The organism is Microbacterium rhizomatis (assembly GCF_008710745.1).
Classification (GTDB): domain Bacteria; phylum Actinomycetota; class Actinomycetes; order Actinomycetales; family Microbacteriaceae; genus Microbacterium; species Microbacterium rhizomatis.
This window is the reverse complement of record NZ_VYSA01000003.1, coordinates 389,453-414,609: the sequence shown is the minus strand read 5'-3', so window position 1 is coordinate 414,609 and position 25,157 is coordinate 389,453. Positions and strand designations below refer to the sequence as shown.

Here is a 25,157-nt window from a genome sequence, read left to right as displayed (position 1 = left end):
GCGAGACGCGCAGCAGGAGCCTGACGAGGAGGCGATCGGCGATGACCGACATCCAGAGCGACCGCAGGTCGAGAGAATTCATCCAGTCGCTCGATCGCGGGCTGGCCGTCATCCGGGCCTTCTCGAACGAGCACGACCTGCTCTCGCTCGCCGATGTCGCGAAGATCACCTCGCTGAGCCGGGCCTCCGTTCGGCGGGCCCTGCTGACGCTCGAGACGCTGGGCTACGTCGGAAGCAGGCAGAACAGGTTCTACCTGCGCCCTCGCGTGCTCGATCTCGGGTACGCGTTCCTTTCGTCGTCTTCGAGTGTCGACATCACCCAGGACCATCTGCGCCGTCTCTCGGCACGGATCGGCGAGTCGGTCTCGGCGTGCGAGTACGACGACGGGGACGTCGTGTACGTGGCGCGAGCGGCCGCTGAGACGATCATGCCCATCCGGCTCGGCATCGGACGGCGCCTCCCTGCGTTCTGCACGTCGACGGGTCGCGTGCTCCTCTCGGAGTTCGACGAGCAGCGGCTCGATGCGTACTTCCGCGACTATCCCCGCGAGAAGCTGTCGCCGGCGACCGTCATCGACGAGCACGAGTTGCGCGAGCGCATCGCCGAAGTGCGCGAGCAGGGCTGGTCGCTCAACAACCAGGAGGTCGACCTGGGCGCGCGTTCGGTCGCCGCCCCCGTGATCGGTGCCGATGGCCGGTATGTCAGCGCCGTCAACATCTCGGTCTCGACCTCTCGTGTATCGGCCGAGCAGCTGCGCGAGGAGTACCTGCCCCTGCTCCTCGAATCCACCCGCATGATCAGCGCCGATCTCTCGCTCCTGAGCCGCCGCCAGAACTGACGGCGACCGCATCCGTCCCCGCACGATCGAAGGAATACACAGTGCCACGTCTCTCACCGCGCCTGTTCGAGCCCATCACGCTCAACGGCCTGACGATCCCCCATCGACTCTGGGTCGCCCCCATGTGCCAGTACTCGTCGGTCGACGGGATGCCGGGCGACTGGCATCTCGTGCACCTCGGGTCCTTCGCCATCGGGCGTGCCGGCCTCATCATGACGGAGGCCGCGGCCGTCTCGCCGGAGGGCCGGATCAGCCCGGACGACGTCGGCATCTGGAACGACCAGCACGTGGCCGCGTGGCGTCGCGTCGTCGATTTCGTCCACGGCATGGACAGCCTCATCGGCATCCAGCTGTCGCACGCGGGGCGGAAGGCCGCGACCTACCCGCCGACGCGCGGGCGCGGCTCTGTGCCCCTCGAAGAGGGCGGATGGACGACGCTGGGCCCGTCGGCGGTCGCTTACGGCACCTTCACGACGCCCGTCGAACTGGACGCCGCCGGCATCGCGAAGGTCGTGGAGGATTACGCGGATGCTGCCGAGCGCGCGGTCGAAGCCGGGTTCGACCTCGTTGAGATCCATGCCGCCCACGGGTACCTGCTGGGCCAATTCCTCTCGCCCACCTCCAACCTCCGCACGGATGAGTACGGGGGCGACGCGGGAGGGCGCGATCGTCTGCTGCGCGAGGTGATCGCGGCGGTGCGCGAGCGCATTCCCGCCGACATGCCCCTCGTCCTGCGCATCTCGGCGACCGAGTGGGTGCCGGGGGGCGTCACGGTGCAGGACACGATCGCCACCCTGCAGGGCATTGAGGGCGTCGACCTGGTGAGCGTCTCGTCCGGCGGGAACAGCCCGGACCAGCAGATTCCGGCCGGGCCCGGCTACCAGCAGCCGCTCTCCCGGGAGGTGCGCGCCTCGATCGATCTGCCCGTCGGCGTGGCCGGTCTCATCACGACGCCGGAACAGGCCGAAGCGGCCCTCGGCGCGGGCGATGCCGACGTCGTCTACGTCGCCCGTCAGTTCCTGCGCGAGCCCACCTTCGCGCTGCGCGCGGCGGCCGCCCTGCGCGGCGAGCTGGAGTGGGCCTGGCAGTACAACCGCGCCAAGTACATCGAGAGCATCCCCTGACACAGCGCCCCGCCCCCGCGCTCGGCGCAGGGGCGGGGCGCTGTGTCAGGCAGCCGTGGCTTGCGTCAGTGCGCGGGCGAGCCATCCGCGGCGGCGACCGAGCCCGCGCCCCGCTGATGCTCGACGGTCATGCCGTCGCGCACCCACGTGACGCACGTGCGGGTCTGCGGCACGCCGTCGACGACCATGACGCAGTCGAAGCACACGCCCATGCCGCAGAAGTAGCCGCGCGGGTCGCCCTGCCCGGTGCGGCGCAGGCCGAGGCCGCGGTCGGCCATCACGGCCGCCGCGACACTCTCGCCCTCGTAGGCCTCGGCGGCCCGGCCGTCGATCACGATCTGGACGCGGCGCCCGCGCTGGAGTCCGTGACCGGGGACCCTCCCCGCACTCATGCCGCTCCGCTCTCCTGCGGCAGCAGACCCTCCTCCACCAGGACGGCTCGCATCACCGCGAGGTCGTCCGGGTCCGTGATGGGCAGACGCGGTCGGCGCACGTGACCGGCCGGCTGTCCGAGCATGTGCATGAGCGCCTTCAGCTGCGCCTGGTACGAGCCGTACAGGCCGGCCCAGCCGCCCGGCAGCCACAGCTTCGGGAACAGGCGGTCGGCCTGCTCGGCGTATGCCACCATGGGGGCGAGATCGCCGGCCCAGTAGTTCTCCCAGAAAGCCGGATCAGGGCGGCCGCTGAGCGAGCCGCCGCCGATCGTTCCGTCGCCTCCCTCGGTGCGGAGCACCTCGACGCCGCGCACCGACATGTACGGGCCGAAGACCCGCACGCGGTCGCGCACGCGTCGCGACGTCTCGAAGAACTGATCGGCGTCGGGCGTGCTGTCCTTGATCGCGACGATCGCATCGATGTCGGCGAGTCGGTCGGCCAGATCGCTGTCGATGTCGATCCCCGTGCCGTGCGGCCAGTTGTAGACCACGAGCGGCCCCGTCACCCGTGCGCCGATGTCTTCGTACCAGGCGACGACCTCGTTCGGGAAGAGCTTGATGTAGGGCGGCGGCGACGCGAGCACTCCATCCGCACCTGCGCCGAGCGCGTGCGAGGCGAGCACCTCGACGTTCTCGGCGGTGTTGGAGGTGCAGCCCACGAGCACGCGCATCCTTCCGGCCGCCGCGGCCACAGCCGTCTCGGCGACCGCTGCGCGCTCCTCGACGCTCTGCGAGAACCACTCGCCGCAGGTGCCGTTCACGACGACCCCGTGCATGCCGCGATCGGCATATTGCTCGATCAGCGCGTGGAGCGTGTCGGTGTCGAGCGCACCCGACTCCGTGAACGGTGTGACCACCGCGGGGAAGTAGCCCGCCCAGTCGACGTCATTGCGGTTCATCGGTCAATGCTCCTGTTCATTCGTGTTGGGCTGGTTCACGCTCGGATCCGATCAACCGTCCGGTCGATCGAGAACCGCTCGTCGAAGGGCGACGCGGCGGCGGGGTCGACGATCATCTCGGCGATCCGGCGGGCGTAGATGGGAGAGAAGGTGAACCCTGTGGAGGCGACGCAGGCGAAGTACCCTGGCACGCTCACGGACTCTCCCACGATGGGCGAGTAATCGTCGGTGAACGCGATCACGCCAGACCACGTGCGGATGACCCGCACGTCTTCGAGCTGCGGGACGATGTCGAGCGCCACGCGCAGGTTGCCCGCCGCACTGTTCCACGTCGTCGGGTAGCGGCGGGGATAGCCGGTCGTCGGAGTGGGCCAGCCGCCTCCGATGATGAACGAGCCGTGGTGCGTCTGCTTGAGGGTGAGCCTGCGCCCGATGTGCTGCACCATGGACGGCAGCAGCTCGTCGCGCGCCTCCGTGACGTTCACGTGCAGCCCCTCCCGCCGGATCGGGAAGCGCAGTCCCACCATCGCGCCCAGCTCACCCGCCCAGCCTCCTGCGCAATTGACGATCCGGCGCGCGCGGATCGTGCCCGCGCTGGTGCGCACGACGAATCGGTGCGACGCCGATGTGTCATCCACCTCGATCGAGAAGACCTCGATGCCCGTGCGCATGCGCGCACCGTGCTCGACGGCCCGACGCGCGTACAGCGGAGCCACCACGAGGGGGTTCGCGTGTCCCTCCAGATCGCAGTAGGTGGCTCCGATGACCCGGTCCGAGAAGTAGGGCGCGCGGTCGCGCAGGGCTGCACCGGTCAGCACCTCGGTATGGATGCCGGCCTCGGCCTCGAGGACATGCTTCTCGTGCAGGAGCCTCAGCTGCTCGCTCGTCTCGGCGACCATCCATCCACCGGTCTGATGCAGACCGATGTCGGCGCCGAGCTCGTCGCCGAGCGTCTTCCACAGGCCGTACGCCTCGACGCTCGCCCTGGCATCGCTGAGGAGGCGCGAGCGATCCGCATCCGTCCCCTTGCCGGACAGCTGGTGGATCGCGAGCTGGAAGTGGAAGCTGCCTGCGTTGGTGCCGGACGCCTCGCGATTGAGCTCGCCGCGCTCGACGAGCTCGACGTCTACGCCCTCCTTCGCCAGGTAGTAGGCGACTGCGGCCCCCGCGATGCCGCCCCCCATGACGAGGACATCGGTGTCTGTGACGACGCCTCCGGCGCGGGCAATCACCTCCGCAGGCACGACATCCGTCCGGTCGGGTTCGATGGGGGCGTCGTCCTTCACAGCGAACAGCCCCGGGTCGATGACATCCGCGTCGGCGACGGCGCCGATCGGCACGGGCCGCAGCGGCATGCGCGGAGTCGCCGGCGCGACCTCGTCGATGCTCACCCCTCGCCGCTCGGCGATCATCGCCGCGATGTGCCTCCCGCACATGCGGCCCTGGCACGGCCCCATGCCGGCGCGCGTGAGCGCCTTGACCGCGCTCACCTCGGGAGCCGCCTCGACGGCAGCGCGCACGTCCCGTTCGACAACGCCCTCGCAGCGGCACACGATCGTCCCGGCATCCGCGAGATCGAACACGCCCTGGCCCACCCCGTACATGCGCTCGGTCGCCCGAGTGAGCGCGCGGCGTCGTGCGATGCGACGCAGGAGCGGACGGGCAGCGACCGTGGCCGCATCCGGTGTCATGATGCCCGCGTCGAGCGCCGCCGCGAACGCGGCGACACGGCCCTCGTCGGCCGCCACGGCCGAGCCTTCGACCCCCGCGCCGTCGCCGGCCGCGTAGATGCTCGCGATGTCGGTGCGGCACCACTCGTCCTTGCGGACGACGGGGCCACCCAGATCCTCGTGGTTGTCGAAGCCGCAGCCGACCAGGCGCAGCAGCTCAGCGGTGGGCGTGAACCCGTAGCCGACGCACAGGACGTCCGCGTCGACGGTCTCCTCCGTGCCGGGGACGACGCGCCACTGCGCGTCCACGCGCGCGTGGACGACGCGCTCGACGCGACCGTCGCCCTCGGCTCGCACGACGATGCGCCGGTAGCGGAGGGGGATGCGGCGCGCGATCAGCGCAGACTGGTATTTTGCGGCATCCATGAGGAGTCCGACGTTGCCGGGTGCGGATGCCGCGATCTTGACGAGATCGCCGGGCGACGGCGCGGGGCCGGCCTCCAGGGCGGTCACGATGTTGGCGCCGTATCCCGCCAGTTGCGCGGGGAATGCCAGCGCGACGGGCCCCGAACCGGCGAAGACGATGCGCTCGCCGGGGATGAACGCCTGCGTCTTCGCGAGGGTCTGGAGGCCGCCGGCGGTGATGACACCCGGAAGCGTCCAACCGGGGAACACCACGGGGCGGTCGTGCGCACCCGCGGCGACGATGACCCTGCGGGCGCGGAGAGAAGAGACCGGGTCGCCGTCGGTCTGCACCATCGCGACCCAGCCGCCCTCCTCCGCCTCGAGGTCGAGCACACTGGAGCGCAGTCGCACGGTGGCCGCGCTCTGATCGACGGCGTCGATCAGAGCGCGGCCCGCGAGGTACTGCGCGCCCATCTCCTTGGCATCGGTCACGCGCATGCCCGGTCCGGGCTGCTTGTACACCTGTCCACCGAGGGTCGGGCGTTCGTCGATGAGCACGGTATCCAGTCCCGCACCCGCCGCCGACGCGGCCGCGGCCATTCCGGCCGGCCCACCGCCGACGATCAGGAGGTCGTATACGTGCTCATCGACGGGCATTGATCAGCAGCCCTCCGGCATCGCGGGCATCGTGGGCGCCATCCACTTCGTGTAGAGCTTCTCGAGCGTGCCGTCGTTCTGCGCCTTGCACAGGAACGCGTCGAGCTTGTCGACGAGCACGGAGTTGTCCTTCTGGACGCCCCACGCACCGTAGTAGAGGCTCAGCGGGTCCTTCAGGTCGAGCGGCGTGAGCTGCCCGGGGTTGGAGCGGTTGTACTCCGCGAGGATATAGTCCTCGACCACGACGGCGTTGGCGCGACCCGATGCGACCTCGAGAAGTGCGGCGTTCTGGTCGGGGAATGCGGACACCGTGGCGTTGGGGAACGTGTCGCGCACGAGCTGCTCGCCCGTGGAACCCTGCAGGGCCGTGATCACGACGCCGGCCTTGTTGTAGTCCTCGACGTTCGTGCCCAGCTCCGAGCCCGGCGCGACACCGAGGATCGTGGCGTACGGCACGTAGCCGCGGCTGAAGTCGATGACCTTCTTGCGCTCGTCGGTGGCGCCGAGGCCGACCGACACCATGTCGAACTGCTTGGACTGCAGGCCCGGGATGAGCCCGTTGAAGTCGAGGTTCTGGATGTCGAGCTCGACGCCCATGTCCTTGGCCAGCAGGTTGAGCAGGTCGACGTCGTATCCGCTCGGGGTATCGCCGTCGAGGAACATCTGCGGCTTGTACTGCAGGTTCATTCCGACCACGAGCTTTCCGGGCGTCATGAGTCCGCTGTCGGCCGAGCCGCCGTCGGTCGCGGTGCCGCCGCCCCCGCCGCTGCAGGCCGTCAGCACCAGCGCTGCAGCCGCCGCGACGGTGACAAGAGGCACCCGGAGTGCCTTCATGCTGAATCGTGCGTTCACGTGATTCTCCATTCGATGTGATTTCGGGATGTGGGGAGGTGGTGCCGGGCTTGCGGGGCGGATGCGGTCATTCTGCGGATGCGGTCATTTGGGCGTGTACACGGTGCCGGTCGCAGGGGTGACCGCCTTGATGCGGGCCGCGATGGCCTCGATCGTGCGGCGCTGACGTGCACGCAGCGTCCGCCCGACCACGCCCAGCGGCGGACGCACGTACGCGCCCTCGATGAGGCGGAACACGATGTCGATCGCGAATGCGGCCAGGACGTAGATGATCGCGGCGGCGGTGTAGAGCACGAACGGCTGGAACGTCGTGGCGACGAGGTTCTGCGTGACACGGACGACCTCGAGGAGCCCGATGACGGTGAAGGTCGATGTGTCCTTCACCATGCCGATGAACATGCTGCCGATGTTGGGCAGGGCGATCTTGACGGCCTGCGGAAGGGTGACCGAGAAGAAGATCTGCGAGGACCGCATCCCGAGCGCCCATCCGGCCTCCGTGTGCCCTGGCGGCACCGCCTGCAGGGCCGAGCGGAAGATCTCCGCGAAGAACGCACTGTAGAGGAGCGACAGCGCGATCACGCCCGCCTGGAACACGGTGAAGCGCACCCCGAGCAGCAGCGCGACGCCGAAGTACACCCAGATCACGCTCACCAGGGCGGGGACGCCGCGGAAGACGTTGATGTACGTCGACGCGATCCAGTTCAGCGGGCGCGGCGCGGAGCGCAGCACCGCCAGGAAGAGGCCGAAGACGAGCGAGATCGCAAGGCCCACGATCGCGACGGAGAACGCCGTCCACAGCCCCGCGAGAAGTGCCTCGCGGTTATCCCAGATCAAGCTCCAGTCGTAGTCGGTGATCGACATCACATCACCGCCTTGAGGAACTCGCGGGCCCGATCGCTCGTGCAGTTGTCATAGAAGCCTCGTGGTCCGGACTCCACGATCCGGCCGTCCTCCATGAAGACGTTGAGGTCGCCGATCTCCTTCGCGAAGCCCAATTCGTGAGTGACGACGACCATCGTCATACCGGTTTCCGCCACTTCTCGCATCGTCTTGAGCACCTCGCCTACCAGTTCGGGGTCGAGTGCCGACGTGGGCTCGTCGAAGAGCATGACCTCGGGGTCCAGCGCGAGCGCGCGTGCGATCGCCACGCGCTGCTGCTGGCCGCCGCTGAGCTCGGCAGGATAGTTCGCCGCGCGGTCGATGAGTCCGACGCGCCGGAGCGCGATCGCCGCCTTCTCGCGAGCCTTCGCCTTGCTCATCCGCTGCACCTTGCGCAGGGGCAGTGCGACGTTGTCGAGCGCGCACAGGTGCGGGAAGAGATTGAACTGCTGGAACACCATGCCCACGCGCCGGCGCAGCTCGAGCCGGCCACCCCGCTTGACCGCGGCCGCGCCGGGCAGGCCAGGTCCGAACTCGACACCGTCGATCCGCAGGGATCCCGAGTCGGGCTCGGCCAGCAGGTTGATGCTGCGCAGTACGGTCGACTTGCCCGAGCCGGACGGCCCGAAGAGCACGACGTGCTGACCGCGCTCGATCGTCAGGTCGATGTCGAAGAGCACCTGCGTCTTGCCGTAGGTCTTGTTGATGGCGCGTAGCTCGATGACCGGCTGGACAGTGCGCGGTGCCGACGAGACGCCGTCGGTCACGACCGTGCCCCCGCTCATGCGCGGACCTCCGTCACGCTGACGTAAAGGCCGTCCGGGTCGCGGAAGTACGCGTAGCGCCAGCTCCGGCCGCCGTCCATGAGGATCTCGTGCGGCGCCCCGACGAGCTCGACGCCGATCGAGTCGAGGTAGGCGATCGCGAGGTCGAGGTTGCGCGCACCGATCGAGAACTCGAACGTACCGAGGTGACCCCATTCACCGCGCATGTCCGGCCCGGCGGGCGTCTGCTCCACGGGCTCGAGCGATCCGCCGTGCGGGCTCATCAGCAGCATCATGCGCTGGCTGGGGGGCTGACGGCCGACCTCGAGGAACCACGGATTCATCGGCTCGTTGACGCCGGCCATGTCGAAGAGCTTCGCCGTGAAGCCCAGTGAGCGGTAGAACGCCTCGGTGCGATCGGAGCTGCCGACGCCGAAGGCGACGTGATTCACGCCCTGCGGGCCGTCGGGGTAGGGCCAGCCCGATTCGAGCGAACGCCACTCGATGAACTCGATCTTCGCGCCGTCGGGGTCCTGGATGTACGACAGCCCGCAGTGCGTGTCATAGGGCTCGAGGATCTGGTCGTTGGGGTCCATGAGCACGGTGTGGCCGGCGGCGACGAGTCGCTCGTGGAACTCTTCGTACGACTTGACGTGGATGCACACCTCGCAGATGCCCGGTTCACCGTAGGCGAAGCCGTCGGGGAGCGGAGGCTGCGGGCGATTCGTGATCTGGACGAGCTTGATGCCGGAGCGTCCGAGCACCGTCGGGTTCGAGCTGCGCAGGAAGACGACGCGCGCCTGGGTCGCGTCGTGCCCCGTCACCGTCTCGATTCCACCGAGCGGCCCGGTGTAGTCGAAAGCGACGTCGACGAATCCGAGTGCACCGTAGAAGACCAGCGATGCCTCCATGTCGGAGACACCGATGCCTATGTGATCGAGACCCAGCAGGGTCCCGAATCGGAATTCTGGTGCGTTCATGTCGTAGTCCTCGCAGCATCGCCGTTCGCGTGGTTCGGGGCACGCGCGGACAACCGTTGTTGTTGGAAGAGATGGTTGCACAACGCACACTTGTCCGCAATACGCACAACATCGTTCGTATTGCGATGATCCGTTCGCATACCGTACATTTGCTGACAATCCACTCGGCGATCAGCCCCGCAGACACAGAAAGGTGGCTCCATTGGTCAACGACGATCCGAAGATCTCCGACGCTCGCGCGTCGACAGGACCGCGGATGCTGGATGGGCGGCGCTTCCTCGTCACCGGCGGCGCCCGCGGTATCGGCGCCGCCATCGTCGAGACCCTCGCCGCACACGGCGCGGAGGGAGCGATCATCGACCTCGCCGCCCCGGCATCCCCTTCGCCGTGGCCGTTCGCGCACGCCGACGTCACGGACGGCGATGCCATGGATGCTGCGGTGCGCGCCCTCTCGACGGACGGCCCTTTCGACGGGCTCGTCGCCGCCGCCGGGATCGTCCCTGCCTGGCACTCCCCGGCCGACATCGACCTCGACGACTTCACGCGGACGATGTCGGTCAATGTCCGCGGCGTCGTCGCAGCGATCAAGAGCGTCGCGGCCGACATGCCCCCGGGCTCCACGATCGTCGCGATCGGGTCACTGAACTCGTGGAAAGGCGATCCGAACCTCCTCTCCTATGTCGCGAGCAAGCACGCGGTCCTCGGCGTCGTGCGCTCGACCGCCCTGGCCCTCGGACCTCGCGGCATCCGCGCGAACGCCGTGGCTCCCGGCCCCGTCGCCACGGACGCCCTGCTGTCGCGGATCGACAGCCGGGTCACGGTGACGGGTCTCGAGCGCGACGCCGCGCTCGAGCGGTCGGCCGCAGCGACCGCGCTCGGGCGTCTGGCCACCGCGCAGGACGTCGCCGATGCCGTCCTCTTCCTCTCATCGCCGCTCTCCGCGGCGATCTCCGGGCACCTGCTGCCCGTCGACGGCGGAATGCTCTGAAGGGACCGGGCGATATGACGACACTCGCGGGGCGCACAGCACTCATCACCGGTGTCTCGGGCGCGATCGGCGGAGAGCTCGCCAGAGTCTTCGGCCGCGAGGGCGCGACGGTCGTCGGCACCTACCGGCATCGGCGGGACGCCGCCACGGAGGCGCTCTCAGGCATCCCGGCGGAGCGCCGCGTGCTCCTGCAGACCGAGTTCGGCGGAGGCGACAGCGCGCGCGCCCTGTGGGCCGGTGCGCTGCAAGCGGGGCCCATCGACACCGTGGTCGTCAACGCCGCGGCCATGGCCCCGACCCCTCTCGCCGGAGACGACGACGAATGGGATGCCGGATGGCAGCGCTCCCTCCAGGTCAATGTGATCGCGGCCTCGACCCTCATGAGAGAGGCGGCGCAGGCGTTCGCAGAGCGCGGATCCGGCTCGATCATCGCGATCTCGAGCTGGGCGGCGCTGCAGGGCAGCCGGATCCCCGACCTCGGGGCTTATGCCGCCTCCAAAGCAGCGCTGCGCAGCTTCGCGCAGACGCTCGCCCGCGCGTACGCGCGCTCGGGAGTCCGGGTCTACACGATCGCCCCCGGCGTCGTCGACGGCGGAATGGGGACGGCAGACCTCGACCCGGAAGAGGTGCGCGCCGTGGCGGAGGGGCTCGTCATGGGCCGACACGTCGCGGTGTCGGAGATCGCCGAGCTCGCCGCCTTCCTCGCCTCGGACCGCTGCCCCAGCCTCACCGGATCGACCATCGACCTCAACGGTGCCTCTTACATCCGGTGATCCGCACGAGATCACCACTCAGCACGACACTTCGGATCGGACGCGTTTCATGACTTCACCCCCTCCGCTCGGATCGAGCACCGCTTCGCACGTCGCGGAGACGGTGGCGGTCATCGGCGCAGGCAGCATCGGAATCGCCTGGGCCGTCGTCTTCGCCTCGGCGGGGGTGCGCGTGCAGATGTTCGAGACCGCCGCGGGCGTCCGGGAGGGCGCGCTCGGCGAGGTGGAATCGATGCTGAACGACCTGTCTCGCGCCGGTCTGCTCGCCGAGCCGGTCGCGGACGTGCTGCCGCGCGTCACGATGACCCCGACGCTCGACGCGGCGGTGGAGGGAGCGGGCTTCGTCCAGGAGTGCGTCATCGAGGACATCGAGGTCAAGCGCGGGCTCTTCGCCGAGCTCGACCGGCTGACCGATCGCCGCGTGGTGCTGGCCAGCTCCACCTCGACGATCATCGCGTCGCTCTTCGCGGAGGACCTGCCGGGGCGGGAGCGCTGCCTCGTCGTACACCCCGCGAACCCGCCGTACTTCCTCCGCGTCGCCGAGGTCGTGCCGGCTCCGTTCACGTCGGCCGACGCCATCGCGAAGGCGACAGAACTGCTCACCCGGGTCGACATCACCCCCATCGTCCTGCATCGCGAGATAGAGGGATTCGTCTTCAACCGCCTGCAGGGGGCAGTCCTGCGCGAGGCCTACTGCCTGGTGCGCGACGGCGTGATCTCGCCCGTGGACGTCGACACGCTCGTGCGCGAAGGTCTCGGCCTGCGCTGGTCGGTGATCGGCCCGTTCACGACGAGCGAGCTGAACACCCGAGGGGGTCTGCGCCGACATGCCGAGGTGATCGGCCCGGTCTACGCGCGGATCGGCGTCGAGCGCGGCTCGGACGATCCGTGGACCACCGAGACGATCGAACACGTGGCCTCGGTCATCGAACAGCGACTGCCGCATCCGACATGGGAGGAGAACGTCCACGAGCGCGACAGGGCGATGATCCGCCTGGCGTCGCTGCTGCGCCATTTCGACAACCCACTCGCAACTCCGAAACCCATCACGACTTCTCTTATGTAAGGTCTGAATCGGCTTTTGCTTTCCAATAGCAAGCCAGAACCGGACTAGACTGTTCACTCGTGAGCGATGCAACGGATCCGCCCCTTCAGATCGCGGCGTGGTCGATGCTCGGCACCCCTGCAGCCGCATCCCTCATGTCCCGCATCGGCGCCGATCTGCTCGTCGTCGATGCCCAGCACGGACTCTTCGATGACGCGAGCGTGATCGCCTCCGTGCCCGCGGCATCCGCCGTGCCGGTCCATGTGCGTGTCGCGAGCAACTCGGCCTCCCTGATCGGCCGTGCGCTGGACGCCGGTGCCGCCGGTGTGATCGTGCCGATGGTCCAGGACGGATCCGAGGCGGCCGCCGCTGCCGCCGCCACCCGCTACCCCCCGCTCGGTGAACGCTCATGGGGACCGCTCGCGGCGTACCGCGGCGAACCGACGACGGCGCCCGACGATGCGAACGCGCAGGTCTCGTGCGCGGTCATGGTCGAGACGGCCCGCGCCATCGCCGCGGTCGACGACATCGCACGTGCTCCCGGTGTGGACATGGTGTTCGTCGGGCCGTTCGATCTCGCGATCGCCCTCGGTACGAGTGTCGCCGAGCTCCTCGCCGACCACTCCCCCGGCAACCCGCTCGATGCGGTGGTCGAGGCCTGCAGACGCGCGGGCACACGGGCGGGCGCCTTCGCGGGTGGACTCGATGCCGCCCGCGCCCTCGCCGACCGCGGCTTCACGACGGTCGCGGTCGCCGTCGACACCCAGTTGATCTCCGCCGCGGGTTCGGCCCTCATCGCCGAGGCCCGCAGCATCCCCTCCCCACGACAGGAGCACGCATGACCACCGCTGTCCGCGACATCGCCGACGAGTACACCCGCGCCCTTGCGGCCCGCGAGCCGTCTGCGGCCCTCGCCCTCCGGCGCGAGCGCCCCGACCGCGCCCTCGCCGACCTCTCCCCCGAGTGGCTCGAGGAGCGGTACGCGCTGCAGGGCGACGTGCTCGACCAGCTCGCGGCTCTGCCCGACGACGCCCCCGACGGTGTGCTGCGTGCGGCGCTCGTCGAGCGACTGAGCGGCGATCGGGCGATGTTCGACACGGGCTTCACGATGCGGATGGCTGCCGGGCTCGCAAGCCCCATGCACCTCATCGTCGAAGGCATCGAGGGCCTCGTGATCGGAGAGGATGCCGGGGGCATCGCCGTGCTCGAGCGGCTCGAGGCGGCCCCGGCCGCCGTGCACGAGTACATGCGCTCGCTCTCTCGCGCGCGCGAACTCGGACGGGCCGGGCGCTTCTCCGGGACGTCCGTTGCCTCGGTGCGCCAGATCGGACTTCTCGCCGACCAGGCCCAGGGCTGGGCCGACACCGACTACTTCGGCGGAATCGAGCGCGCTGAGGGGCTCGCGCCCGAGCTCGCGGCCCGCGCGGATGCCGCAGCCGCCGCCATGGCCGCAGCCCTGGGCGATCTCGTGCGGTTCCTCCGCGACGATCTGCTCCCCGACGCACCCGCCGAAGACGCGATGGGCGAAGACGTGTACGACACGATGGTCGCGAGCATGCTCGGTACGCCCGTCGACCTCGCGGAGGTGTACGCGTTCGGATGGAGCGAACTCGAGCGCCTCGTCGCCCTCTCGCGCGAGCTCGCCGTCCAGCTCGGGGGCTCGGGGGATGACCCCGTTCGCTCGGCGGCGGCGCTCCTGGACGCCGACCCGCGCTACCGGCTCGAAGGCATCGATGAGATCGTCGCGTGGCTGCGCGCACGCGTCGCCGAGAGCGCCGAGGTGCTGGGCGCCGAGGCGTTCGACATCCCGCCCACGATCGAAGACGTCGAGTGCGTCGTGTCGCAGGCATCGTCCGGAGTCGTCTACTACACGCCCGCGCCGCCGGACGGCTCGGTCCCGAGCCGCATCGTGTGGACGATTCCGAGTGGGGTACCCAGGGCCTCGACGTGGCAGGAGGTCACGAGCGTCCACCACGAAGGCCTCCCGGGCCACCATCTCGAGCACACGATCAACCGCGCCAACGCCGACCTGCATCCGTGGCAGCGCTACCTGTGCGAAGTTCACGGCTACGCGGAAGGGTGGGCCCACTACGCCGAGGCGCTCTCGGACGAGCTCGGACTGATCCGTGATCCGGCCGAACGCCTCGGGATGGTGCTCGGCCAGATCTGGCGGTCGGTGCGCATCGTGGCCGACATCGGCATGCACACGGCGTGGCCGATCCCACGGACTCCGCTCACGACCGAGACCGTGTGGACGCCCGAGCTGGCGCAGGCCTTCCTCGAGGACTTCGCGATGGTCGAGCCGGACCTCGCGCGATTCGAAGTGGACCGCTACCTCGGTATCCCCGGGCAGGCGCTCGCGTTCAAGGTCGGTGCGAAGCTCTGGATGGAGGCGAGGCAGGCCTGGCGCGCGCGGCGCGGTGCCGACGCTCCGCTCGCGGACTTCCACCGCGAAGCGCTCGCGCTCGGACCCATGGGACTCGCCCCGCTGCGCACCTTCCTGCTCGCCGGCTGAGCCGGACCGGCTGACTCAGGATCCGCCCGACCGCACGGTCGGGCGGATCCGGCAGATCACGCGCTCGCTCTCGATCTGCTCCTGGATGTAAGGGCGGCCGAAATAGCGTTGAGAGAGCTCGTCGATGTGCGTGCGCGCAGCTTCTCCGCCCACGAACTCCACGACCTCGCCGCGGATCTCGGTGTAGCTGTACGGGTCCTGGCTGTCGATGATGACGACCACGACGCGTGGATCGCGCTTCATATGGGTGTATTTGACGCGATGCACCTCGGTGTTGATGAGGATGTGCTCGTCGTCGCAGTCGACCCACATCACCTGCGCGGTGGGCGACCCGTCCTTCCGGAGCGTGGTGAGCGTTGCGAAGTTCACGCCCTTCGCGAGCGCGCGCGTTCGTTCGTCCAGCATCCTGTCCCTCTCCTCGGCGATCTCTGTCGCTCACTTGACCCGCACGCGCGAGTCGAGCAGCGCGTACACGATATCGACGAGGATCGACGAGATCACGACGAACAGCGAAGCCAGCAGCATCGTGCCGATGATGACGGGCTGATCCCCGCGGTTGACGGACTGGATCGCGAGGCGGCCGATGCCGTTGATCCCGAAGATCTGCTCGGTCACGACGAGCCCGCCCATCAGGACGGCGATGTCGAGGCTCACCTGCGTGACGACGGGGGTGAGGGCGCTGCGCATGCCGTGCTTGTAGACGACCGCGCTGTCCGACAGGCCCTTGGCCCTCGCGGTGCGGATGTAGTCCTCCCCCAGCACCCCGGCGAGCTGGCTGCGGGTGAGGCGGGCGTAGGTCGCCGCCGAGACGAAGCCGACGGTGACCCAGGGCAGGATCAGGTGCCTCGCCCATTCCAGGGGATTCTCGGTGAATTCGACGTAGCCGGCGGCCGGGAAGATCGGCAGGCCGATCACCGTGAGCTGAAAGAAGAAGACGTACAGCAGGAGGAGGCCCACCACGAAGGTCGGGACGCTGAGTCCGCTCAGTACGAAGATCGTGCTGACGCGGTCGCGAAGTGATCCTGGCCGCCGGGCGGCGCCGATGCCGATGCCGACGCCGATGAGGAGGGCCATCGTCAGGCCCCCGATCGCGATGGACGCCGTCTCGGGCAGGCGCTGGATGATCGCATCCAGGACGGGCTGCTGGTTGTAGAACGAGTAGCCCAGATCACCCCTGAGCAACCCGCCCATGTAGAGGAAGTAGCGCTCGATGACCGGAAGATCCAGCCCCAGTCGCTCCCGCACGAGCTCGACCTGATCGTTCGTGGCCTGGACGCCGGCGATCGTGCGGGCGGGATCGTTGGGCGCGACGTAGAACAGCAGGAACATGATCGCGCTGATCGCGAAGAGGGTGAGGAGGCCGGAGACCACCCGGCGGCTGAGGAAGCGGATCACGCCTTCGCCTCCTTGCGGGCGGCGCGCCGGGCGGATCTGCGCCGTGCGAGCCGGCGGCGGCCCGCGAACAGCGTCTGGCGCGGATCGAGCGCATCGCGGACCGAGTCGCCGAGGAGGTTGAAGGCGAGGGTCACGGCCAGCAGCGCCGCTGACGGGAAGATGACGAGCCAGGGAGCGATCGTGTAGAGCGAACCCTGCGAGGCCACAGCGAGCATGTTGCCCCAGGTGGCGGTCGGCGGCAGCACGCCGAGGCCGAGGAATGAGAGCGTCGCCTCGAAGACGATCGCCTGCGGGATCAGCAGCGTGCCGTACACGACGATCGGCACGAGCAGGTTGGGGATGACGTCGACGCGCATGATGCGCCAGTTGGATGCTCCGAGCGAGCGTGCCGCCTCGACGAACTCGCGCTCGCGCAGCGAGAGCACCTGGCCGCGCACGACGCGGGCGATCGGTGCCCACGAGAAGAGGACGATCACGATCACGGTGGTCGTCAGGGACGGGCCGACGAGGGCGACGAGCGAGATCGCGAAGAGCAGCTGCGGGAGGCTGAGTGTCGTGTCCATGAGCCAGGTGAGGACGGTGTCCACCCACCCGCGCAGGAAGCCCGCGACGAGCCCGACGAGCGTGCCGATCCCGAGTGCGCCGAGTGTCGCGAAGAACGCGACGGTGAGACTGATCCGGGCACCGTAGACCAGGCGCACGAGCACGTCGCGTCCCAGATTGTCCGTCCCGAGGAGGAACTGCGCGTTCGGGGGCATCGGCGTGCCGAATTCCGTGAGCCCCTCCTTGCGGAATTGCTCATCCGGTCCGTGGCCGACCCACATCGCGATGAGGGGGGCCATGATCGCCGCGAGGATCACGACGAGGATGATGATCGCCGAGGCGACGGCCACCCGATCTCTGCGCAAGCGGCTCCACACGAGCTGCAGCGGGCTGCGCGCTGCGACGGGCGCCTGTTGCGTGAGCCCTGGCACGGCGGCGGCCTCGATCGCCTCCGCCTCCGCCTCGTGCTCGGCCTCGAGACGCTGGTCGGTCGGGTTCTGGCCGGTCATCGGCGGGCCTCCCTCGGGTCGTCGGCACGGGGCGCGAGCGCGGTGTCGACATGGGGCGCCGCAGCCAGGAGCGAGCGGGTGTACTCGTGCTCCGGCGCACGGTAGATCTGTTCCACGCTCCCGTGCTCGACGATCACACCACGGCGCATGACGGCGACCGTGTCGGCGATGTGCTCGACGACCGCGAGATCGTGCGCGATGAAGACGTAGGTCAGTCCTAGCTCGCGCTGCAGCGCGCTCAGCAGGTTGAGGATCTGCGCCTGGATGGAGACATCGAGCGCCGAGACCGGCTCGTCGCACACGACGAGCTTCGGGTTGAGGGCGAGGGCGCGGGCGATGCCGATCCGCTGGCGCTGTCCTCCCGAGAACTCGGCCGGGAAGCGGTTGTAGTGCTCGGGATTGAGCCCGACGAGCTCCATGAGCTCCTGCACCCGTGCGCGGAGGCCCTTGCCCTGCTCGATGCCGTGGATGACCAGGGGATCGGCGATGATCGACCCCACTCGTCGCTGCTGATTGAGTGAGCCGTACGGATCCTGGAAGACCATCTGCACATCGCGGCGGAGCTCGTGCTTGGCTGTCCGGCCCAGCGTCGAGATGTCGCGGCCCTCGAACTCGACGCGACCGCTCGTGAGCGGGATGAGGCCCGTGAGCGCCCGCGCGAGGGTGGACTTCCCGCTGCCGGATTCGCCGACGATGCCCAGCGTGCCGCCGCGCCGGATGTCGAGGCTCACTCCGTCGACCGCCACCACGGTGTCGCTCCCCAGCCCGAGAACACCCTTGCGAGCACCGGGGAAATGGATGCGCACGTCCTCGATGCGGGCGAGCAGCTCGCGCTCGGTGCTCGCCGAGGGCGCGGCGTCGGGAAGCACGGGAAGCACCACGGGTGTCGCGTGCGAGACGGGGAGGACGCACGCGGAGCCGTGCCCGAGGGCGATGTGCTGCTCCGCGGGGAACCGGGTGAGGCACTCGTCGTGCACGAGCGCGCATCGCGAGGCGAAGGGGCACCCGGGCTGCTCGATGAGCAGGCTCGGCGGGTTGCCGGGGATCGACTGCAGCACCGTGCGCTGCGAGCCGACGCGCGGCACGGAGGCGAGCAGGCCGCGCGTATAGGGGTGGTGGGGGCGCGTGAGGACTTCCCGGTGCGATCCGCGCTCGACGATCCTCCCGCCGTACATCGTCAGGACCCGGTCGGCCACCTGCGCGACGACTCCGAGGTCGTGCGTGATCATGAGGATCGCCGTCCCGTGCTCCCGCTGCAGACGATTCATGAGGTCGAGCAGCTGCGCCTGCACCGTCACGTCCAGGGCCGTGGTCGGCTCGTCCGCGATCAGCAGCGCGGGGCGGAGCGCGAGAGCGAGACCGATCATCACGCGCTGGCGCATACCGCCGGAGAACTGGTGGGGATAGTCGTCCACGCGCTTGTCGGGATTCGGGATCCCGACCTCGGCGAGCACGTCGATCACGCGTGAGCGAAGGAGCTTCGGCGATGTCTTCTCGTGCACGCTGATCGCCTCGGCGATCTGCGCTCCGACGCGGAACTGGGGATGCAGCGACGACAGCGGGTCCTGGAACACCATCCCGATGTCGCGCCCACGCACCGAGCGCAGGTCTTCGTCGTTCATCGTGAGCAGATCGCGGCCCTGGAAGAGCGCGCGCCCCTCGACGATCGCGCCACTGGAGAGCCCGACCATCGCCTGCGTGCTCACGGACTTCCCGGAGCCCGACTCTCCGACCACGCCGAGGGTCTCGCCCTCGTCGAGGTCGAAGGAGATGCCACGCACCGCGTGCAGCCTTCCATCCCCCGTGTCGAATGACACGTCGAGATCTTCAACGCTGAGCAGCACGTGGCATCTCCTTGTTCACCATCGGACGATCGACCGCGGAACGGCGATCAGTTCTGGATCCACACGTTCGTCACGTCGCCGTTCTTCGTCCACGAGAGGTACTCGAAGCCCCCGACGCGGTCGGAGTGGAAGACGGGTGTGCGGGCGAACGTGATCGGCACCCATGCGGCATCCTCGGTGGCGACGGCGTCCGCGGCGATCCACAGCTTGTCGGCCTCCTCCGGCGACCTCGCGGCGAGCGCCTGGTCGATCAGCGAGTTGAACTCGTCGTTGTTCCAGCCACCGAAATTCGGTGATCCGGCGGCGTACCCGCGGCCGTCGAGCATCGGAACCAGGTAGGGGCGGCCACCGAAGTAGTCGGCGCTCCACGCGGCGATCGCGATGTCCCACTCGCCGGCCTTCGTGATGTCCTGGTTCAGCAGGAACTCGCTGTAGAACGCGTTCTGCGTCGTGACCTTCATCTCGACCTTGAAGCCCGATGCCTCGAGGTCCTGCTGCATCGCGGCGGCGATCGAGGCGTAGGGCTCGGTCTCGCGGTACAGCAGCCGGACGGGGACCCCGTCGGGGTATCCGGCCTCGGTCAGGAGCTTCTTCGCGTTCGCGGAGTCGCCGGTGTCGGGCACGTCGAGGACGTTCGTCTGCTCGACGCCGAGCACCTCGGGCGGCAGGATCTGCGTCGCGACCTCTGCGAGGCCCGACCCGCCGAGGATCTGCTGCACGGCGGAGCGGTCGATCGCGAAGTTGAGCGCCTGCCGGACCGCCTTCTTGCCGAAGGCGCCTCCTGCATTGGGACTCAGCGTGTTGATGACGACGTAGGGGCGGATCGCTCCGTCACCGCCGATCACGAGCCGCTTGTCGTTCTGTGCCATCAGCGCGGGGACGGATGCGGTCGGCGTGACCGTGTCCGCCCACTGCATGTCGACCGTGCCGGCCTCGAGCTGCTGCTGGACGGCTGCGGCGTCCTGACCCATCGCGATCTCGATCGCGTCGACGTTGGCCTTGCGGACCGGGTCGAGGTCGGCCTTCCACACCGGGTTGCGCTCGAGCGTGTAGCTCTCATCGGGCACGTACTTCGCGATGCGGTAGGGACCGCTCGAGATGATGTGCTGGCGGAGCTCGGGCGAGTCGGGCAGGTAGTCGAGGTACTCGACGGGCTGCGGAGCGAGGAACACGCCGAGGGCCATGATGTCGATGAAGTCGGCCGCCGGTTGGGTGATCGTGAACTGGACCGTGTGGTCGCCCGTCGCCTGCACGCCCGCGATGTCGTTGCCCTCGACGTAGGCGCGGATGGCCTCGACGGTGGGATCGACGGCGGCGAATCCCTCGCAGTACGCGGCGAGGCCGACGATCGTGTCCGTGAAGTACGACAGCGCGTTGGACGGCGCGACGGGGTTGCAGATGCGCTTGGCGGCGAGCACGACGTCGTCGGCGACGATCTCACGCGCCCCACTGGGCGCATCGAACTCGACGCCCTCCTGCAGGTTGATCGTGTAGACCGTGCCGTCCGCGGAGATCCCGCCGTTGTCCTCGGTCGGAATCTCGAGAGCGAGGTCGGGAACGATCTCGGAGCGATCGGTGTCGCCCTGACCGGGAACCTGCGCGAACAGCGTGCGGGTCAGCGCGCGGTGGATCTGGTAGTCCGGGGCCGAGTACGACGCTGCGGGGTCGAGGTAGAGGACGTCGGAGTTGCCCGCGAGCTTGAGGGTGCCTCCGGTCGTGGCGTCGCCGCCGCCCCCGGAGTCACCGCCCTGCGGTGCGGAGCAGGCGGTCAGGACCAGCGCGGGCAGAGCGATGGCGGCTGCGATCAGGGCCAGCCGTGATCGGTGAAGCATGATGTTTCCTCTCGAGCGGCAGAACGGAATGCGCACCGGACGATCGCCGACGCGCATGCTGAGACTGTCTCATGAACGTGTTTCAGTGAAAAGTCATTCACGTTAAAGAGCTGACGAACCATCCACGCAACACTGTGTGAAGTTTCGTCTTGACAAGTCTAACTGCACAAACACCTATCAAACGATTTCGAGACGATCACGATCGAGCGGTGTTGCACGCGGTCAGGCCCCGGTCAGCGTGCCGTCGTAGGCGTCGATCGCGTCGAGGTCTCCGCGGTCGCCGAGGATCTCCCAGCGCTGCAGCGAGAAGGGCACGTTCCCGTTCGCCCACACCCTGTCATGCACGTCGCGCAGCGAGAAGGTGCCGCCCTGCGCGACGACGGCGTCGGTCACGAGCCGGAGCAGCTGCTGCTTTCCGACGTGGTACGACATCGCAAGGCCCGGGGTCGCCAGATACATCGCGCACTCTTCGCGCGCCGTCTCGACGTCCATCGGCACGAGCCGTACGAAGAAGTCGATCGCCTCGTCGAGTGTGAACGCACCGGTCGCGAGGTTGATGTCGACCACCACCCGGAGGCTCCGCAGGCGATTGAAGTTGTGGACGATCTCCTGTGAGTGCGGGGCGTCGTCGAAGAGACCCGCCAGCAGCATGAACTCCTCGTTGTAGAACGCGATGCCCTCGTTGGCGACGGAGTCGACGTAGCGGCGTCGGATCGGGTCGGGGTTGGCCCACGACAGCGCGAGCTGCTTGTAGTGAGCGCCCTCGTGGATGATGCCCAGCCGCGGATCCTGCGCGTTGGCTGCGTAGAAGTAGGGCAGGTCGGGCTGCGGGTCGGGCATGTACGAGACGCCGTCGACATCGAGCCGATCCTCATCCGTCAGATCGTCGGAGACGCCGAGGAAGCGCAGCGGCTGGAGATACGCCGGCATGGGGGCGACGTGATAGCGACCGAGCGAGTCGGGCTGCGAGAGCAGACCCTGCGCCTCCGAGAACGCCCGGACCTCCGCCTCCTGCGCCTCTTGACGCGCGACCTGCACCTGGATGCTCTCGGCGAGCGGAGCCGGCGGCACATCTCTGTACCGGTTGCGGGTCACGACCTCGGCGACCACGGCGCGCCGGTAGTCCTGCAGCGCCGCCCGGACGAGCTCTTCGGGCTCGTCCGCGATGAGGGCGACGTGGCGCAGGAACCATACGAAGCGGTCGCGCCCCACCGGCTCCGAGACCGCGAGATCCGCCGCCGAATCCTTGAGCCATGCGGCGAGTCCGGCGAGGGACGCGCCTGCCGCCGGGGCGAGGGCACGCAGTTGCGCCAGCGCCTCCGGTGAGACCACTGCGTCAAGAGCGTCGACGGATGCCGCGAAGCGCGCGTCGATGCCCGCCAGCTCGAGGGCGGCCACCCGGGCGAGGTCACCGACGCCCGCGCGGGCGAGGTTGTCGCGTGCGAGCTCGACCCGCTCGGGGATCGAGCGGGCCACGGCGATGAGCCCCTGCTCGACCGCAGCCGAGAACGGCGGACGCGGAAGCAGGAGGTCGAACCACGGGCCGAGGATCTGCCCGACGAGGAACACCGCGTCGCGCTCCCAGTTGCGGAGGACATCGAGGTCCCACTCGACGCGGTCCAGCACCGAGCCGAGCAATCGCGCGTCGACCGCGGCAGCGACGTCGCCTTCGGGTACCGCCACGCCCGCGAGCCGCTCGCGGAAGTGCGCGAGCTCGACGCGACGCTCATCGATCGAAGCGGGCGTGAAGTCCGGGAGCCATCCGGGAGAACGGCGGATGCGCGGGATGTCGTCCGACGACCGGAACGCGGCCGCAGCGGCCCAGCGCGCGATGTCGTCCGAGAGGGCGATGAGGTCGGTGGTCGTCATGCGGATCTCCTCACTTCGGGAAGCACGAGCCGGCCGAGCATCTCGATCGCGGCGACGGGGTCGGGCCCGAGAGGCGGCCCGAAAGACAGGTGGGTGGCGCCGCGCCCGACGAGCTCGCGACAGCGCCGGATGACGGCATCCGGATCACCCGAGATCCCCAGCGAGAGCATCTGCGGGGTGATCGCGCGCACCGCCGCATCCTCATCGCCGTCGCGGAGCGCGTCGAGTGCCGGGGTGAAGTCAGCGGTGGTCAGACCCGCGCGGGCGAGCAGATACGGCGAGAACGCCGCGCCGTAGTATGCGAGTTTGAGCGCGAGCGCACGGTCGGCCGCTGCGCGGTCCTCGTCGAGGGCGAGCCACACGCAGGCCGGCATGTCGAGGTCGCTCATCGTGCGCCCGGCGCCCGCGGCGCCCTCAGCGACGATCTCGGACGCGGTGGTGAAGTGCTCGGGCGGGAACAGCAGCGCCAGGACGCCGTCCGCCTCCGCCCCTGCGAACGCGAGCATCCGGGGACTCATGGCGCCGATGTAGATCGGCACGTGCGTCGCCGTCAGCCGAAGGTAGGCATCGCGGGTCCAGCCCTCCCCCGCGCCGTCGGCGTCGATCGGTCGCTCACCGGCCAGCAGCGCACGGATCGCGCGCAGAGCGGCGCGCGTGTCGGTCAGAGGCTTGTCCTGCTCGATGCCGATCCACGAGAGGAACTCGCCCGAGCCGGCGCCGAGCCCCAGCAGGAATCGACCCTCCGACATCTCCTGCAGCGTCGCGGCGATCATCGCGAGCTCCGCCGGATGCACCGAATACGGGTTCATGATCCCGATGCCCAGATGCAGGCGGGTCGTCTTCTGGAACAGCGCGCCCAGCAGAGCGGGGGCCGAACGCAGCATCAGGTCGTTGGACACCCAGAGCTGATCGATGTGCGCCGCCTCGCCGGCGACGGCGAGTCCCGTGAGCGTCGGCAGATCGAGGTCGTTGTTGACGCGCAGGCTGAAGCGGATGCTCATCGCGCCGGCTCCGCGATGGTCGAGGCGGTCGTCGCCGAGGTCGCCGATGTGCCCCCGGCATCCCGCCAGGCGAGGAACCGCTCGAGCCCCTCCGTGATCGACTCCGTCGACGCAGCGAGCGACACCCGCAGGTGGTGCGGCGTCGCGCGTCCGAACGCCGAGCCGGGCGCGAGCGAGACACCCGCCGAGACGAGGTCGAGCGCTGCGAGGCGCGAGTCCGTCCCGTCGGGAAGCGGCAGCATGAGGTAGAACGCCCCCTGCGGGCGGACGATGTCGATGCGGGCGGTCTCGAGGATGCCGACGGCGACGTCACGCCGTGCGCGGTAGGCATCGCGCATGTGCGCCACCGCATCCTGCGGTCCCGTGATCGCCGCGAGAGCCGCCGCCTGCGTCACGCTCGAGACGCACGACGATTCGAGCTCGAGGATCCGGGTGACCGTATCGGCGAGCCACGCCGGCACGAGCGCGTAGCCGACCCGCCAGCCGGTCATGGCGTAGGTCTTCGAGAAGCTGAACACCGAGGCGACGTGATCGGGGGCGAGGGCGGCGGCGTTCGCGTGCGTGCCTTCGAACACGATCTCGTCGTAGACCTCGTCGCTGACGACGAGCAGATCGTGCTCGACCGCGAGGGCGACGATCGCGGCCACGAGCTCCGGACGCATCACGGCTCCGGTCGGGTTGTTCGGAGAGTTGAGCACGATCACGCGCGTGCGCGGAGTCAGAAGCGCACGGATCTCCGCCAGGTCGGGTTGGAAGCCGTCCTCCGGTCGCAGCGCGTAATGCACAGGGGTGGCCCCGATGAGGGTGGTCTGCATCTCGTAGTTCGGCCATGCGGGGTCGGGCACGAGAACCTCGTCGCCGGGTGCGACGACGGCCGAGAGGATCGCGTCGATCGCCTGGACGGCGCCGTGGGTGATGAGCACCTGCTCGAGCGGTGCGGCCACGCCGTAGGCCCGCTCGATACGCTCGCCGATCGCCGATCGCAGGGCCGGGATGCCCGCCGTCTGGACGTACGAGACACGCACGCGGGCGGCGTCGAAGGCCGCCTCGGTGATGTGCGCGGGCGTCGCGAAGTCGGGCTCACCGATCTCGAGGCGGATGATCGGATGCTCTGACGTCAGCGCGAGATCGACGATCTCTCTAATACCCGAGTGGGGCAGCCGCAGAGCGGCCGTCGTGGCGTGGGGCACAGCGATCCTTCCGGCGCAGACCCGGACGTGCGCGCTGATCGTGCCGTCATCGAGCTGTGTGTAAATCCAACTCTAGGCGATCACTGTCTAACGGAAAGTAACAAGCCAAAAATACTTACGTTTGCGATGCGAGACGCGCTCTCACCAGGA

Annotated in this window: 22 protein-coding genes; 7 read left to right on the top strand and 15 right to left on the bottom strand. The window is 69.0% G+C overall.

Annotated elements, in window-relative coordinates; translation table 11 throughout:
• The first annotated feature begins 41 nt into the window (after positions 1-41).
• Complete coding sequence (locus tag F6B43_RS15805; RefSeq protein WP_150449937.1) at positions 42-839, top strand: IclR family transcriptional regulator domain-containing protein; 798 nt, start codon at positions 42-44, stop codon at positions 837-839.
• 41 nt (positions 840-880) lie between these two features.
• Entirely contained in the window at positions 881-1,963 is a 1,083-nt protein-coding gene (locus F6B43_RS15800) for an NADH:flavin oxidoreductase/NADH oxidase (protein ID WP_150449936.1), read from the top strand.
• Positions 1,964-2,028: 65 nt separating this feature from the next.
• On the opposite strand, the gene F6B43_RS15795 is transcribed toward F6B43_RS15800, so the two are convergent.
• From F6B43_RS15795 to F6B43_RS15765, 7 genes are all read right to left on the bottom strand, one after another.
• Positions 2,029-2,355 carry a (2Fe-2S)-binding protein gene (locus F6B43_RS15795; RefSeq protein WP_150449935.1) on the bottom strand — a complete coding sequence of 109 codons (327 nt, stop codon included), beginning with the start codon at positions 2,353-2,355 and terminating at the stop codon, positions 2,029-2,031.
• Entirely contained in the window at positions 2,352-3,296 is a 945-nt protein-coding gene (locus F6B43_RS15790; protein WP_150449934.1) for a dihydrodipicolinate synthase family protein, read from the bottom strand. The genes F6B43_RS15795 and F6B43_RS15790 overlap by 4 nt, the downstream gene beginning before the upstream one ends.
• A 35-nt stretch (positions 3,297-3,331) precedes the next feature.
• Entirely contained in the window at positions 3,332-6,028 is a 2,697-nt protein-coding gene (locus tag F6B43_RS15785; protein ID WP_150449933.1) for an FAD-dependent oxidoreductase, read from the bottom strand.
• Between the two features lie 3 nt (positions 6,029-6,031).
• A complete protein-coding gene (locus tag F6B43_RS15780; protein WP_170285687.1) occupies positions 6,032-6,880 on the bottom strand; it encodes an ABC transporter substrate-binding protein in 849 nt (282 codons plus the stop codon).
• Positions 6,881-6,964: 84 nt separating this feature from the next.
• Positions 6,965-7,741 carry an amino acid ABC transporter permease gene (locus F6B43_RS15775; protein WP_150449931.1) on the bottom strand — a complete coding sequence of 259 codons (777 nt, stop codon included), beginning with the start codon at positions 7,739-7,741 and terminating at the stop codon, positions 6,965-6,967.
• Positions 7,741-8,544 (bottom strand): amino acid ABC transporter ATP-binding protein, encoded by an 804-nt coding sequence (locus F6B43_RS15770; RefSeq protein WP_150449930.1) that lies wholly within the window; start codon positions 8,542-8,544, stop codon positions 7,741-7,743. Before F6B43_RS15770 ends, F6B43_RS15775 begins: the two co-directional genes overlap by 1 nt.
• A complete protein-coding gene (locus F6B43_RS15765; protein ID WP_150449929.1) occupies positions 8,541-9,503 on the bottom strand; it encodes a VOC family protein in 963 nt (320 codons plus the stop codon). The genes F6B43_RS15770 and F6B43_RS15765 overlap by 4 nt, the downstream gene beginning before the upstream one ends.
• Positions 9,504-9,705: 202 nt before the next feature.
• On the opposite strand from F6B43_RS15765, the gene F6B43_RS15760 reads away from it, so the two are divergent.
• From F6B43_RS15760 to F6B43_RS15740, 5 genes are read left to right on the top strand one after another with little or no spacing between them, the layout of a single operon-like run.
• Entirely contained in the window at positions 9,706-10,491 is a 786-nt protein-coding gene (locus F6B43_RS15760) for an SDR family NAD(P)-dependent oxidoreductase (protein WP_150449928.1), read from the top strand.
• A gap of 14 nt (positions 10,492-10,505) precedes the next feature.
• Positions 10,506-11,264 (top strand): SDR family NAD(P)-dependent oxidoreductase, encoded by a 759-nt coding sequence (locus tag F6B43_RS15755; RefSeq protein ID WP_150449927.1) that lies wholly within the window; start codon positions 10,506-10,508, stop codon positions 11,262-11,264.
• 49 nt (positions 11,265-11,313) lie between these two features.
• The gene (locus F6B43_RS15750) at positions 11,314-12,330 is read left to right on the top strand and encodes a 3-hydroxyacyl-CoA dehydrogenase (RefSeq protein ID WP_150449926.1); all 1,017 of its coding nucleotides are present in this window, start codon (positions 11,314-11,316) and stop codon (positions 12,328-12,330) included.
• Positions 12,331-12,389: 59 nt separating this feature from the next.
• Positions 12,390-13,151, top strand: a complete 762-nt coding sequence (locus tag F6B43_RS15745; RefSeq protein WP_150449925.1) for an HpcH/HpaI aldolase family protein — start codon at positions 12,390-12,392, stop codon at positions 13,149-13,151.
• Entirely contained in the window at positions 13,148-14,824 is a 1,677-nt protein-coding gene (locus F6B43_RS15740) for a DUF885 domain-containing protein (RefSeq protein ID WP_150449924.1), read from the top strand. The genes F6B43_RS15745 and F6B43_RS15740 overlap by 4 nt, the downstream gene beginning before the upstream one ends.
• A gap of 15 nt (positions 14,825-14,839) precedes the next feature.
• Here F6B43_RS15740 and F6B43_RS15735 read toward each other — a convergent pair whose 3' ends face one another.
• From F6B43_RS15735 to F6B43_RS15700, 8 genes are all read right to left on the bottom strand, one after another.
• Positions 14,840-15,229: a TIGR03618 family F420-dependent PPOX class oxidoreductase gene (locus F6B43_RS15735; RefSeq protein WP_150449923.1), complete on the bottom strand. Its 390-nt coding sequence runs from the start codon at positions 15,227-15,229 to the stop codon at positions 14,840-14,842.
• Between the two features lie 30 nt (positions 15,230-15,259).
• Positions 15,260-16,219 (bottom strand): ABC transporter permease, encoded by a 960-nt coding sequence (locus F6B43_RS15730; protein WP_150449922.1) that lies wholly within the window; start codon positions 16,217-16,219, stop codon positions 15,260-15,262.
• Positions 16,216-17,271 carry an ABC transporter permease gene (locus tag F6B43_RS15725; RefSeq protein ID WP_150449921.1) on the bottom strand — a complete coding sequence of 352 codons (1,056 nt, stop codon included), beginning with the start codon at positions 17,269-17,271 and terminating at the stop codon, positions 16,216-16,218. The genes F6B43_RS15730 and F6B43_RS15725 overlap by 4 nt, the downstream gene beginning before the upstream one ends.
• Positions 17,268-19,115 carry a dipeptide ABC transporter ATP-binding protein gene (locus tag F6B43_RS15720; RefSeq protein ID WP_150449920.1) on the bottom strand — a complete coding sequence of 616 codons (1,848 nt, stop codon included), beginning with the start codon at positions 19,113-19,115 and terminating at the stop codon, positions 17,268-17,270. Before F6B43_RS15720 ends, F6B43_RS15725 begins: the two co-directional genes overlap by 4 nt.
• A 47-nt stretch (positions 19,116-19,162) precedes the next feature.
• Entirely contained in the window at positions 19,163-20,947 is a 1,785-nt protein-coding gene (locus F6B43_RS15715) for an ABC transporter substrate-binding protein (protein ID WP_150449919.1), read from the bottom strand.
• 222 nt (positions 20,948-21,169) lie between these two features.
• Entirely contained in the window at positions 21,170-22,816 is a 1,647-nt protein-coding gene (locus F6B43_RS15710) for a DUF885 family protein (RefSeq protein WP_150449918.1), read from the bottom strand.
• Positions 22,813-23,817, bottom strand: coding sequence for an LLM class flavin-dependent oxidoreductase (locus tag F6B43_RS15705; protein WP_150449917.1), 1,005 nt, complete (start codon positions 23,815-23,817; stop codon positions 22,813-22,815). The genes F6B43_RS15710 and F6B43_RS15705 overlap by 4 nt, the downstream gene beginning before the upstream one ends.
• Positions 23,814-25,007, bottom strand: coding sequence for a pyridoxal phosphate-dependent aminotransferase (locus F6B43_RS15700; protein ID WP_170285686.1), 1,194 nt, complete (start codon positions 25,005-25,007; stop codon positions 23,814-23,816). The genes F6B43_RS15705 and F6B43_RS15700 overlap by 4 nt, the downstream gene beginning before the upstream one ends.
• Positions 25,008-25,157: the final 150 nt, after the last annotated feature.